Raw genomic sequence first — 13257 nt, 5'->3', positions numbered from 1 at the left:
CACGGATCGGGGACCAAAGACACTCGTTCGTTGATCAGCACACTGTTGAGTTCTCAAGGAACAGCCGCTTCCTTCGGGGGGCTGTCACCCCACCCCTCCAGGCACGTTCGTGGAGGTCAGAGCAGCCCGAAAAAGGCCCCTCTCTGCCGCTCCCGCATCTCCCGGTGGCGACACACTCAACATAGACAACCTGCCTAGGCAGGTCAAGATGCCTGGGTTTCTCGCGTGAGTTGGGCATCTGCCTTAGCATGAGTGCATGAGCCTCGACCCGGATGACTCCCGCCCGCCGTATCAGCAGGTCAGCAGCTCTTTGCGGGCCTCGATCCTCACGAAGAAGCCTGGCTTCGAAACCGGCGACAAGCTCCCGTCCGGCCCTGAGCTCGCCAAGCACTTCGGCGTGGCACGCGGCACGATCGACAAGGCCCTTGACCTGCTCCGGACCGAGGGGTTGATCGTGACCCGGCAGGGCAGCGGGTCCTTCGTGCGGGAGCGCACCTCGCGCCCGGTCGGTCTTCGCCCCCACCTCGAAGCAGCCTTCGAGCAGCGGCAGGTGACCCTCGACTTCGCGGGCTTCTCCAGTGAGACACTGCACAACGCCATGCAGGAACCCCTCGACAAGGTGCGCTCCGGACGGCTGGCGCCGGAGTCCATCACCGTGCGACTCCTGTTGCCGGACACGTCCGAGCCCATGGCCGTGCCCGTCCTGGTGGATGGGCTCAAGGACGAATCCGCGCTCCGGGAGCGCGCGCGCAATATCGCGCTGACCAACGCAGGCGGCATTGCTCACTCAGTCGAGATGCTGGCGGAGCTTGGTCTCGTACAGTCGGCCACGGTTCAGGTAAAAGTGCACCGGGCGTCCAGCCTGTTCAAGCTATACATCCTGAACCGCTCGGAGACGTTCTTCGGCTTCTACCCGCTCCGAGAGCGAACGGTGGCCGTCAACGGCAGCGACCACACGTTCTACGACGTCACCGGCAAGGACACGACGCTCTTCCACCAAGCCTCCGGTCCGGACGATGCCTCGCTCGGCTCGCAGTACGTCCAGCAGGCACAGATGTGGTTCGACAGCGTGTGGTCCACCATCGCGTACGAGCGTCAGCCGTGACCGACGCCCCCCCATCGCTCGCCGACGTGCTTCGCCCGGTGAAGCACGTCCTCCTCGACTTCGACGGCCCGGTCTGCTCGGTGTTCGCCGGACTTCCGGCGCCGGAAGTCGCACGACGTCTCCGTCTGAGCTTGCTCGCCGCTGGCAAGCAAGCCGTGGCCGGGGCGGAGACCGAGACCGACCCACTCGCGCTGCTCCGCCTGATTGCATTCGCCCGCCCAGATCTTGTCACGGTGGCCGACAACGCGTTGGCGTCACTTGAAATGGAGGCGATGCGGTACGGTCGGCCGAATTCGGGGGGCGAATCGGTCCTGCGGGCCTGCGCCAGGTCTGGCCGGTCAGTCTCAGTGGTCAGCAACAACGCGGGCGCGGCGATCGAGACGTACCTGGCCGATCAGGGGCTAGACGGCTATGTAACCCGTGTTTTCGGTCGAGCCCCTGGCGATCCGTCGTCCATGAAGCCGAATCCCCGCCTCCTCCTGGAGGCGATGGATTCGATCAAGAGTAAGCCGGAAGAGACCATCTTTATCGGTGACGCAGTTCGGGATGTGGAAGCTGGGAACGCGGCGGGGGTCTCAACCCTCGGCTACGCCAATAAGCCAGGCAAGGACACGAAGCTAGCCAAGGCTGGCGCACTAATCATCGTGAACTCGATGCAGGAGATCGCAGACTTTATGACATAGCCAATGTCAGCATTAGCTTCGCACCTAATCTCGCTCCGTGCTAGCCGCAATTCGGTACTCGCGAATCTTGGAGACAAGCCTATCGGCCATCGCAGCCGCCTGCGGCTGAATCGGCGATCCCCTGTCAATCATCTCGCCACCATAGTCTCGCGAGACATCAAAGACCCCGCACTGCGCTTCACTAAACCAGACGGGAATGACGGCATTCTCGCCAAATCGCTCCCGAAATTGCTGCGACTCAAACTTGGTCCAGATCCTCGACGGGTAATCCGGGCCAAGAATTGCAACTACAAAAGTGGCTTCACTCTTGTAGATTGGCGCGAGATACTCCTCAACGTTAGCAGCCAGGATCCTGTCCTGCTCGTTCGCATCGTAGAATACCTCGAGCTCCCGCTCCGTCAGCTCATCGAAAATCGCCTGCGCAACGTCCCTGTCCGACCCAGCAAAGGACAGCGCGAAGTCATATCGCGCAGAGAAAGTGACATCAAGGTAGCCAAGCCGTTCAGCAAACCTATTCCAGGCGAGATTCTTGATAAAGAAGAAAAACTTAGGATCCTCAGCGGCGAGAACCCGGGAATCGCTGTCATAGTGCAGAAGATCTCGAATTGAATCAATCTCTTCAAGCAGGTTGGTAAGGTGCCCCTTATCGACCACTTGCCCAACACTTCCCCTGAGAGCCGGCCTCTTCGACATCTCCCTATCGAGGTCAATTGTCCATTCGTCAGCCTCGGAAAGCCACTTCAGGATCTGGAGATAGGGCGCCCGCCCTTCCCTTCGAAGCTTCTTGCCCTTAGCGAACGTTTCCGCCCGGCGATAGAACGACTCGGATAGGCGGTCAAGAGCCCTCTCCCTGATGAGCTCAAACGAGACAGCGAGATCCGCCCGTTCAGTGCGAGTCTCCGTCAGGTCAGCCGTGAGACAGGCATCATGACAAAGCATTTGGGCAATGTTGAAGCTCCCATCCGCCGCGTGGACGATGTCCTTGGTGATGGAGAACTCGAAATTCAGCGCCACAGAGCCGGCGTCGACCAACGCCTCCACGCGATCATCAGGATTCCGGCCGAACTTGATGACCTCAATCCGGCCAGACAAATCCGGGGCGAGCGAAATTAGAGATTCGCCAGCACGGTTGATGCCGACGACAACAATTTTTGTATCTGCACGCTCTTCATCGGCCAGAACCTTCAGGTGGTCGGCAATCCTCAATTTAATGCGCGAGTTCAGCCGATGGAAATCGTCGATAATGACTAGCCCAGCGGCGTCAATGTCAGGGAGCTCGGAAATCAGCTCGCGGTCATTCGCCTTTCTGGCGCTGAGGATCAAGACCTTATCGCGAATGGAAAGCTGCTCAAGAGCCTTTGTTACCGCACTCGTCTTACCGATGCCAGATGGTCCTTCAATCACGACGCCTCGCCCTGGCGTGCGCAAAGCGACCAGCAATCGCGGGAACTCTACGGGTTTCACGAAGGTGATATCTGGAACGCCGTTGAGCTTAAATACCTCTTCGAGCATGTAATTGCCTGCGGCCATGGGGCTAATGTACCGCTAGGCTCCCACTCCGGGTACCACGCTCGCCGTCCTGGTCGCACCGGACCTCGATGGGCTCGCAACACGCGCAAGGCGTGGCCGTCAGCTAGTGCCGTTGGCGACCTCGCGGGTAGCGTAAGGATGTACGAAGGGAGCAACGATGGTGCGCGCGCCCAAGAGCGTGGACGTAAAGCTAAACCTGCGGGTGCTTGAGGTCTCAGGCACCTGGGAGCCTAACGACGCAGAACAAGTCGGACCGCATCGCGGAGCTCTTCGGAGGATTCCGCATCTGGCGGCCGGAAGAGGCCCTGGCCGAGGCCACCGCTCGCTCCACAACATGCTCACGCTCCACACTCTCCGACCGGAGAGAGGCACCCTGCCGATGTGGCCGGGACAGCACGACCTCCCGAGGCCCACGGGCGACGAGTAGGACGAATCGCAGCCTGGCCCTCCACCCCGACAGCTCGGATAGCGGTCTCAGTTTGGCACCGGCCGGCGTGCTTCCGCCCGCATGACTCCGAGCAGCCGTGACCGTACCTCGGGCGCTGCCGGGCCTGCCGGACCCGCAGGGTGCCCGCCTCCAGGTCGACGTCACGCCGCTGGAGTCCGAGCGCCTCGCCCTGCCGCAGACCGAGCGCCAGCGCGATGGCCCATCGACCGGCGGGCAGGTGATCACACTGGCCGCAACGACAACTGTCATGTGAGGCGCGAAGTAACGTGTGGGCAGCCGCCACCCTCAGTAGCCTTGCACCAGAAGAGCGCAGCCGCTGAAGGATCGATGCAACTCGGCTGGGCTTGCTCCGGCTCGAGTATGAACGGACATGGACGAGGTGAGCGGCACATGATCAAGGCATTCTTTTCATACTCCACGAAAGATGCCGACTTCGTCAGTGAAGTTGCCTCGAAAGTCGGCCGCCCATTTGTGCATATTGACAGAATGAGCTTCGCTTCAGGCGAAGACATTCTAGCGTCCATCGATGCCGCAATTCGAGAATCTGGCCTGTTCGTTCTCTTCTTGACAAGGAGCTCACTCGAATCGGAGTGGGTCAACCACGAGGTCAATGAAGCAAGATTCAACGCCGCTGTTGGTCGAATCAAGAAAACTCTTGTTGTATTGATGGATCAAAGCATCACAATCGATCAGGTTCCGGAATGGCTTCGGCGCGCCAAGTCCATAACCTCTCGGGCATCAATGCCGGTTGCCCGCAAGATCAGCAGCCTCGTCGATGATCTGGTCCGGGAAAGCCAACACTCATTTTTCGTAGGCAGAGCTCGGGAAATCGCCGAGCTTCAGCGGGCATTTGTTCCATTCGATTCCATGACCCTCCCTCAAGCTGTTTGCATCACCGGCCTGCTTGGAATTGGCCGCAAGACAGTGCTGGCTAATATCGCAAGAAGTTCACTGAACTTCGAACGGATTGTTCCAATCGCTGTCGAGCCGGGTGACTCGATCCAGACAATTGCCGCTAAGGTTGCGACCCAAGTCGACTCGCCAAGCACTCCTAGCGCATCGATGGCGAGTACGCTACGAATCGAGGAGTACGATAACAGCCAAGCGCTCGGCGAAGTGCTTTCCGGACTTGCCAAACTTGCTGGCGATTATCGCGAGATGCCAGTTCTATACGACGAGGGCGGGATCCTTGAGAGTGACGGAAGGATCTCAGAGGCAGTCCTCTCAATCCTTGGCGCCCTGAAGGACTATCCGACGGTAACCATTTCGATAATGACTAACCGCCGTCCAGCTCGGGAATTTTTGCTGGCGCATGATCTAACATTGCCAATTGTCGATGTGCGGCAATTGCTGGATGTCGACGTAAACCAGCTGATTGCGATTATTGCGCGTAGCTGGAATCTCAAGATCGCGACGGAGACGGCCCGTAGTATTGCGAGCGCCGTACGCGGATATCCGCCTTCAGTTATGTACGCACTTGAGCTCGTTCGCTCGTATGGAGCGGACGTGGCAGTCAGCCAGACACCCTTACTGGTTGAATTCGGAGCACGCCCATTTGTCCGGTACCTGCGCGCCAGTGCGATAAGTGATTTGGAACGGAAGATCCTGCGGATCATTTGCGCCAATAGTCCGCTTCCGCTGCCGCTTCTCCAGTCCGTCACTGAGACGAGTGACGAGGAGATTGGCCAAGCGTTGATGCATCTCATCGACGTCTCTCTAATCGTGCCTACAGATGCTGGCTGGTACGAAATCTCAGGTCCGGTTGCGACTGCCGTTCAGCGTGAGTATCAAGCGTGCTCAGCCACGGAGTACGCGGCGGTTGCAAGCTATCTCGATGATTTCCTGGATTCATCCGTAGACAACAGCGATTACTTGGCTTTGCAACGCGTTCTCTTTCGGGCGCTACGACTGGCTGGCAGAGAGAAGTCATCCAGGGCATATTCGTTTACCGCCGACTACGTGCACCTTGCCAAGCGCTTTTATCACCAAAATCGTGACTACGAAAGCGCCCGAAGCGCCGCTCAGACGGTCGTCGACGCATACCCAAACCTTCATGAGGCACGATTCTTGCTGACGCAGGCAATGGTTAAGCTCGGTGATTACGATTCAGCCGATTTTCAAATTGGCTATCTTATGCGGGAGGGACAACTCAAGGATGCCTTCTATCTAAATGGTTTTCTCGAGAGGCACCGAGGGAATCATCGGCGGGCCGTCGAACAGTATGAGAAAGCAATTGGTCACGGCAGGGGAGGGGTGTCCGTACATCGTGACATGGCTGACTGCTACGTCCAGCTTGGAGATCTCGAGCGCGCAGAACGTCATATTGCTGTAGCACAGCAGCGCCAGCCCGATAACAAGTTCATCATCGACCTCCGCATCAGAATCGCGTGCATGCGGCGCGATGAGGAGCAGGCCCGCGAATTGCTAGGTTTGCTGCGCGAGATCGAGGATCCGGTGTTCTGGAACCATCGCGCTTCGCGAGTCGAGTACGCTTTTGGGGATGTGGAGCAGGCATATCAAATGGCCAAGACGGCGCGAGATGCGTCCGACCACCCTTCATTTGAGATCCTAGCCAACTTTACACGCTGCGCAATTAAGACCCATCGCAGCGGCGAGGCTGCTGAAGTCCTGGACAGACTCGAAAAGGGTTACAAACTTCAGAAGCCTGACGTGAGAAACGGCCTACGGGCACGCCTGGCTATTACAGAGGGCCGTTTTGAAGATGCGCAAGCGTACATTGCTAGGATTATCAACAGGGAATTGCCGGTGCATCTGACACTGGAGCGCGATTCCATTCGTGGAATTATTGATAATCGGGCTGTAACTGATACGGTCAGGGATGAGCTCCTGGGGCGCCTCAGGATAATCGACGAGAGCATTCTTGCCAAGCCTTCTAAACGCTTTAATCAATACGATGATATAGAATACTGACGTTCTGGTACTGGCAATTTCATCCACTCGACTCTTGCCATCCTTTTCTCAGATAGGAGACCGACTCATGCGGGCCCCCAAGAGTGTCGATGTAAAGCTGAAACTGTATGTTCTAGAAATTTCGGGCACTTGGGAGCCAAATGATGCCGAGAGGAAGGCTGCATGGGAGCTGTATGTTGAACTCGTGACCCGCATTGCTGTCGTGCCTCTGAATCCCCAGGATGGCTTGCTTCGGGAGGCTCTGGGCAGCCTCTACTCCTTGTTCGCCACCACGCGTGAGGTGCTGAGGCGTCATGGGCCAGAGGTGGCCGAGCCAAAGAAGGATGGCCAGTACAACTTCGGCTACCTCTCTGTGGCAATGTTGAACTTCGGAATCCGGCCGCTACTGGCCTACTGGCATCCCGTCTTGGAGGATTGGGAAACCCAACGGCCAACGGATCGATCTCGCCATGACCATGAACTCGCCTGGCCGCGGGTGGAAGAACTACGCACCAGCTTGAACAACACGCGCCATGTTCTCGCCGCGTACGCAGATCTTCTGGCTAGCGCTTGCGGTGTCCCTAGCCTTCTAGCCGCAGTTCCAGGCCCTCCCGCTTAGAAGTCATCTCATTTGGATGAGTAGACTCCGGGCGTGCTGATCGTGGAGCGTCTGGTGCCGGACGAGTTGTGGGAACTGTTCCAGTTGGTGGCCCCGGAGGCGCCGACGCGTCCGCAGGGTGGTGGTCGGCGTCGCCATGGGGACCGGGAGGTTCTGGCGGCGATCGTGTTCGTCGCGACCTCCGGCTGCACCTGGGCCCAACTGCCGCCTTGCTTCGGCCCGTCCGGGCCAACCGCTCATCGCCGCTTCACCGAGTGGAGCAAGGCTCGGGTATGGGCGAAGCTCCACCGCGTCGTCCTGGACGAGTTGGGCTCGCGGGGCGAGCTGGACTGGTCGAGGTGCGCGGTCGACTCGGTGAACATGCGAGCTCTGAAAAGGGGGAGCTGACGGGTCCGAATCCTGTTGATCGGGGCAAGTGCGGGTCGAAGATCCACCTGCTCACCGAACGTACCGGTTTACCCCTGTCGCTCGCGATATCCGGTGCCAACGTCCACGACAGCCAGGCCCTGATCCCGCTGACCGACGCCATCCCGCCCATCCGCTCGCGGCGCGGCCCGAGGCGACGCAGGCCCGGGAAGCTGCACGGCGACAAGGCCTACGACCATCGGTTCATCCGCTCCTACCTGCGGGGACGGCAGATCCCGGCCCGCATTGCCCGCCGAGGCGTCGACTCCTCCACCCGGCTCGGCCGGCACAGATGGGTCATCGAGCGGACCATGGCATGGCTCGGCGGCTTCCGTCGGCTCCACCGCCGGTACGAACGCAAGGGCGAACACTTCGCCGACTTCGCCAGCATCGCCGCAGCACTCATCTGCCACCGCCGACTATCCAAATGAGATGACCTCTTAGATTGGCCAGCACTCGGCGAGGGCCGGAGAATCGAGCCGGTACGTCTACCCCCGATGATCGATGCCGGGTAAGACGTTACGATCCCGCGTCTGACGGACAAGTCTGCGTGGCGGGCCTTGGAGGCGACACTGCGCGCCGGACTGACGTTCTACTCGTGTGGGTGTGGCGGACCTGGACCGAGGACCAGCGCCGAGGTCCGAGATCGGCGAAGAGCTGCACACGGGCTCGGCCTCACAGAGCCGGTAGCTCTCAAGCGCTACGGCCCCCTGGAAGCCGAGGTGGGCTTAGTACTGCAACGGTGCTTAGGGTGACGAGGTTTCAGCTCTTGGGCTGTGGCCTCGTCTCTTGTAGTGGCTGGTCCGGGCCTGGTGTTGGCGTCGGCGGCGCCAGCGGGACCAGTGCAGGACGTGGTCGATGCTGCGGCGGGCAGGCCGGGTGAGGCCGGTGATCAGTCGGCGGATCTCGGGGAGGGTGAGGGGTATCAGGTCTGGCGTTCGATCTGGTCCGGCCCCTTTTCGAGCTGCTGGGCCCGCAGGACGGTCAGGTAGGCGTGGGCGGCCATGGCCAGGGTGATGTGCCGGTACCAGCCCGGGTGGCGGCGGACCTGGTAGTCGTCCAGGCCGCACTGGCCCTTCGCGGTCTGGAAGCACTCCTCGATCGCCCAGCGGGCACCCGCGACGGCGATCAGCTCGTTCAGTGTGGCCTCGGCGGGCGCGTAGGCGATGTAGTAGGCGATCTTCGCCGGGTCGGTGATGCTGCGGCGGGCCAGGACCCAGTGCCTGCGGTCGGGGCGGTGCCAGGGCCGGACCTCCACACGCGCCCAGTCGTAGATCCGCAGGCCGTGGGCGCCGTCGCCGCAGGATCGGCGCTTCCACTTCTGCCGGGGCAGATCGGCCATCAGGTCGTGCAGCCGGTGGTCCAGGGCCCGCCGGGTGACGACGGTGTCGTGCCGGGTGGTGGCCACGACGTGGAAGACGTCGGCCTGCTCCAACTCGGTCCGCCAGCCCTTGCTGCAGCCGTAGCCGGCATCCGCGGTCACCCAGCGGAACGGGATCCGGTCGTCGATCGCACGGCGGACCATCGCCCGCGCGAGCTGGACCTTGGTCGCGAACTCGACCTCGTCACCGATCCCGGCCGCCCGGCAGCGCTCGCGGTCGTCCGTCCAGGACTTCGGCAGGTAGAGCGCCCGGTCGATCAACGTCCGGCCCAACTTGCCCGAGTAGGCGAGGAACACTCCGACCTGGCAGGTCTCAGTCCGGCCGGCGGTGCCGGAGTACTGCCGCTGGACGCCGGCCGACCGCACGCCCTTCTTCAGGAACCCGGTGTCGTCCACGATCAGCACGCCGCCCGGGTCCGCCAGGTGCTCGACCACGTACCCGCGCACGTCGTCGAGCACCCCGTCGGCGTCCCAGTCGATCCGGTTCAGCAGCCGCTGGATCCGGTCCGGCCCGCCGTGACCTGCCTCCTCCGCCACCGTCCAGCCGTTCTTGCGCTCCAACGACGCCAGCAGGCCACGCATGTAGGCCATTGCCGACTCGCGCGACTCGCTCCGCGCGAACCGATGAGCAAACCGCTCATGCAACCCGGCCAGCCCATCCGACCAGCGACGAGCATCGACCTCGGATATGTCCCCACCCATGAACAGCCCAACGAACGAACCCAACAACCGACACGATAAGCACCGTTGCAGTATTAGGTGCCCGGACCGACGTGTCCGTAGGCGACCCATAGGGCAGGAGCTACGGATCAAAGCGTCAGTCCACCCGGCCCGATCAAGTGGTCTCAGTTCTGGTCTCATTCATGAGCGTTCAGGTGGGTCCGCCAGCACTCAAGGCAACTTCCCTGGCCTGGGAAGGGAACCCCCGCAGCCCGCCGCGAACAGCGGATCACAGACCTCGAAAGCGTGTGTGGGGGCAACTCCACCGTGGGTTCGAATCCCACCGCTACCGCCACTCGAAGGGCCCGACCGGTTCACCGGTCGGGCCCTTCGGCGTGCCGCCCGGCTCAGCCCCGGCGCCGGGCCAGCCGCAGCAGCACCAGCCCCGCGAGGCCCAGCCCGGCGGAGGCCAGCAGCGGCAGCAGCGGCGCCCCGCCCGTCCCCGGCAGCGTTCCGGGCGGCGGCCCGGCCGGGTGCGACGCGGACGGGGACGGCGACGGCGATTGCGACGGCTGCTCCGACGGGGACGCGGAGGGCGAGGGCGACGGGGAGGGCGACGGGGTCGGGCTGGGGCTCTCGGTGGAGCCCGGTTCGGGCTCCACCGCGATCACCTCGTCGTCGGGCGGCGAGGTGACGGTCCGTTCGGTGGTGCGGCCGGTCGCGGTCGCGGTGTTGTGCACCGTCCCGGCCTCGGCGTCGGCCTCGGTGACGGTGTACGCGGCCGTGCAGGTGGTGACCGCGCCGGGGGTGTTCCGCGGGGTGAGCACGGTGGCCGCGCAGCGCACGCCGGTGAGCCGGTCGTCGGCCACCGCGAGGCCGGTGACCTCCCGGTCGGTGGTGTTGGTGACGGTGTAGGTGTAGGTGGCCTGCTGGCCGGGCCGGTAGACCCGGGTGTCGTCGACGTGCTTCTCCAGCAGCAGCCCGTAGTCGTCGTTCAGCGGCAGCACCTGCTCGGCCTCCGGCGACTCGATCGGCTCGCCGCCGGAACTGCCGCGCGCGATCGCCCGGTTGGTGATGTGCCCGGCGCGCACGTCGGCGTCGGTGACGGTGTAGGAGGCGGTGCAGGTGACGGTGGCGCCGACGGCCAGGACGGTGGCCGGGCAGCCGACCGGGCCGACCCGCGGGTCGGTGACGGCGAGGTCGCGGATCTCGGTCTCGCCGCTGTTGGTGACCACGAACTGGTAGGGGACGACCGTCCCGGCGGTGACCGGGTCGGGCAGCGGCTGGGCCCGGTCGATCTGCTTGACCAGGTTGAGCCGGGGCAGCGGCGCCGCGCTGCGGGCGGTGACGTGCCGCAGCAGGTGCACGTCGGTGAACGCGCCGGTGGACGAGGCGAAGCCGAACTTGTAGGTGGCGGGCACCGGTTGGGGCGCGGCCTGGCTGAGCACCCGGACCGGTCCGGCGCCGAAGTCGACGTCCACCTCGATCTGCGGGTCCGGTCCGGGCGTGACGGTGACGGTGACGGTCCGCCTGCTGGGTTCGAGCGCGGTCTCGGCCTGCGCGGGGGTGGTGCCGGGCGGCAGGTCGGCGGCGGTGGCGGGGCCGTGCAGCTGCCCGGGCAGGGTGGACGGCCACGGGCCGGTGGTGCCGGTGTTGCCGGTGGTCGCGCCGAGGAAGCAGTAGCCGGTGGTGCCCTCGCCGGGGCCGCGCAGCGTGACCATGTTGGCGCCGGGGGCCGGCACCAGGAAGGAGGTGCCGGCCGGGGAGCGGGTCGCGCAGCCGTCGCCGCGGTGCTCCCAGTCGCCGAAGTAGTTGCCGAGCACGTCCAGGCCGACGCCCAGGTAGCCGCCCTCGACGCCGGGCAGGAACGGGTTGGCCGGGTTGTCGTCGGGCAGTTTCTGGGCGTACCCGAGGCTGCCGCCGAAGGCGCCGGGGCGGGTGAGCCGGGCGGCGCCGTCGACCAGGAAGAAGGCGATGCCGTCGGCGGGCGAGGGCTTGCCGGTGTCGCCGCCGTACTGCCACTGCTCGAAGGTGACCCGGAGGCCCTCGTTGGCGGGCAGCGGGTGCTCGTAGAGGACGGCGGCGGCCCGGTCGTTGCCCGCGTCGGTCATCCGCAGGTAGCCGTGCGGGGCGGCGGAGTTCGGCGGGACGGGGCCGACCGCGCCGGCCGGGCAGCCGGTCAGCGGGCGCGGTTCGGCGACCGGGAGGGCGGGGATCTCGGCGGCGCCGGTGAGGCAGGCCCCGTCGGTGGCGACGAAGCCGCTGTCGGCGCTCGTTCCGGTGAAGTCCTCGTCCACCAGCGGGGTGCCGGTCCGGGGCGCGGGCGGCGCGGCCGCGGCGCCGGGCGGTGCGGTGGGGCCGAGGGCGGCCGCGGCGCAGAGCGCCGCGGCGAGCAGTCGGTGTCCGGCCCGGTGGGCCTGTCGGTCGGTCACGTGCGCTCCGCCTCTCCGGTCGATGCTTCGCAGTCGACCTTCACGGCGGGCGGGAGCCCCGGCGCACACGCGGGCGACCGCGGGTAAGCACTCGGCCGGCGCAGCGGCCGGGCGGGGGAGGCGCCCCGGAAAAGGCGAGGGGCCCCGCGCTCCCGGGCGGTTGACCACCGTGCCCAGGGGAGTGCGGAGCCCGGCCGGAACCTCGCGGTCCAGCGGTGGGGGCAGCAGCTCCGGGGGGACGAGCTGCTGCCCCGGCGGAGGTCCCACAACCGGGTCCGCGTCGGGGGAAGCCGCGGTGCCCGGTCCCACAGCGGGGACCTCCGGATCGCCGTACCGGGGATTCCTGCCAGATCCTCGGTACATCAACCATCCTGCCGCGCCTCCCCGGTGGAGACATCCGGAGAAAGCCCCGTCCGCGCGGGACCTTCGTCCCGGCGGGTGAACACGGCCCTCACTCCTTGCGCCGTCCGGTGGATAAGCTGCGGGTGGCAGGGCCGTGCGGGGAGAGGGCGGCGGCCCGACTCAGGGAGGCAGGCCCGTTCGATGGCTCAGGCGAAGAAGGTGGCCGTGTGGATCGTGGTCATCTTCGTCATCTACACGATCATCACCTCGCCGGAGCGCTCGGCGGACCTGGTGAAGTCCGGTTTCGTGGGCATCTCGGACGCCGCCAAGGCGGTCGGCTCGTTCATGACCGGACTGGTGCGCTAGTACCGTTGCGGGGTCCGTCCGTCGGGGGCGCACCCGTGACCGCGCGCGCCCTCCCCCACCCGCGAGGAGCGGCATCGTGATCCGGCACCTGGTCCTGTTCAAGCTCAACGAAGGCGTCACCGAGGAGGACCCGCGGGCCGTCGCGGGCGCCGAGGCGTTCGCCGAGCTCGGCGCGCTGATCCCCGAGCTGCGCGAGTGGGAGTGCGGCTGGAACTTCACCGAGCGGGACATCGCCCAGGACTTCGCCATCAACAGCCTGGTCGAGGACCGCGCGGCGCTGGCCGCGTACCTCGGCCACCCGGCCCATCAGGCCGCCGCCGCGCAGTGGCGCGAGTTCGCCACCTGGGTGATCGCCGACCTGGAGGTCTGACCCCCT

Annotated in this window: 10 protein-coding genes; 7 read left to right on the top strand and 3 right to left on the bottom strand. The window is 64.4% G+C overall.

From position 1 onward, the window contains the following. Nucleotides 1-256 precede the first annotated feature (256 nt). Both EDD39_RS07655 and EDD39_RS07650 read left to right on the top strand, forming a co-directional pair. A complete protein-coding gene (locus EDD39_RS07655) occupies nucleotides 257-1105 on the top strand; it encodes a GntR family transcriptional regulator (RefSeq protein ID WP_123554232.1) in 849 nt (282 codons plus the stop codon). Beyond that, nucleotides 1102-1788 carry an HAD family hydrolase gene (locus EDD39_RS07650; protein ID WP_123554230.1) on the top strand — a complete coding sequence of 229 codons (687 nt, stop codon included), beginning with the start codon at nucleotides 1102-1104 and terminating at the stop codon, nucleotides 1786-1788. Before EDD39_RS07655 ends, EDD39_RS07650 begins: the two co-directional genes overlap by 4 nt. A gap of 24 nt (nucleotides 1789-1812) precedes the next feature. Here EDD39_RS07650 and EDD39_RS07645 read toward each other — a convergent pair whose 3' ends face one another. Then, nucleotides 1813-3318 carry a TIR domain-containing protein gene (locus tag EDD39_RS07645; RefSeq protein ID WP_208765463.1) on the bottom strand — a complete coding sequence of 502 codons (1506 nt, stop codon included), beginning with the start codon at nucleotides 3316-3318 and terminating at the stop codon, nucleotides 1813-1815. 524 nt (nucleotides 3319-3842) lie between these two features. Here EDD39_RS07645 and EDD39_RS42660 point away from each other — a divergent pair. From EDD39_RS42660 to EDD39_RS07625, 3 genes are all read left to right on the top strand, one after another. Next, entirely contained in the window at nucleotides 3843-4019 is a 177-nt protein-coding gene (locus tag EDD39_RS42660; protein ID WP_162869970.1) for a hypothetical protein, read from the top strand. A gap of 137 nt (nucleotides 4020-4156) precedes the next feature. Then, on the top strand, nucleotides 4157-6697 hold the full coding sequence (locus EDD39_RS07635; RefSeq protein ID WP_162869969.1) for a toll/interleukin-1 receptor domain-containing protein: 2541 nt from the start codon (nucleotides 4157-4159) through the stop codon (nucleotides 6695-6697). A 640-nt stretch (nucleotides 6698-7337) separates the two neighbouring features. Next, nucleotides 7338-8131 (top strand): IS5 family transposase gene (locus EDD39_RS07625; RefSeq protein ID WP_425269741.1). Its coding sequence is split into 2 segments (ribosomal slippage): nucleotides 7338-7677 and nucleotides 7677-8131, totalling 795 coding nucleotides; the frame shifts between segments, so codons are not numbered across the junction. A gap of 494 nt (nucleotides 8132-8625) precedes the next feature. Here the strand turns inward: EDD39_RS07625 and EDD39_RS07615 are convergent. Together EDD39_RS07615 and EDD39_RS07610 are read right to left on the bottom strand one after the other, a co-directional pair. Continuing rightward, entirely contained in the window at nucleotides 8626-9783 is a 1158-nt protein-coding gene (locus EDD39_RS07615) for an IS701 family transposase (RefSeq protein WP_123554223.1), read from the bottom strand. A gap of 365 nt (nucleotides 9784-10148) precedes the next feature. Next, on the bottom strand, nucleotides 10149-12173 hold the full coding sequence (locus EDD39_RS07610; RefSeq protein WP_162869968.1) for a DUF7507 domain-containing protein: 2025 nt from the start codon (nucleotides 12171-12173) through the stop codon (nucleotides 10149-10151). 543 nt (nucleotides 12174-12716) lie between these two features. Here EDD39_RS07610 and EDD39_RS39395 point away from each other — a divergent pair. Together EDD39_RS39395 and EDD39_RS07600 are read left to right on the top strand one after the other, a co-directional pair. Then, nucleotides 12717-12881, top strand: a complete 165-nt coding sequence (locus EDD39_RS39395; RefSeq protein WP_162869967.1) for a hypothetical protein — start codon at nucleotides 12717-12719, stop codon at nucleotides 12879-12881. A 76-nt stretch (nucleotides 12882-12957) separates the two neighbouring features. Continuing rightward, nucleotides 12958-13251 (top strand): Dabb family protein, encoded by a 294-nt coding sequence (locus EDD39_RS07600; protein ID WP_123554217.1) that lies wholly within the window; start codon nucleotides 12958-12960, stop codon nucleotides 13249-13251. The last annotated feature ends 6 nt before the right edge of the window (nucleotides 13252-13257 follow it).

The organism is Kitasatospora cineracea (genome assembly GCF_003751605.1).
GTDB classification, from domain to species: Bacteria; Actinomycetota; Actinomycetes; order Streptomycetales; family Streptomycetaceae; genus Kitasatospora; species Kitasatospora cineracea.
This window is presented reverse-complemented; position numbering and strand designations above follow the sequence as displayed.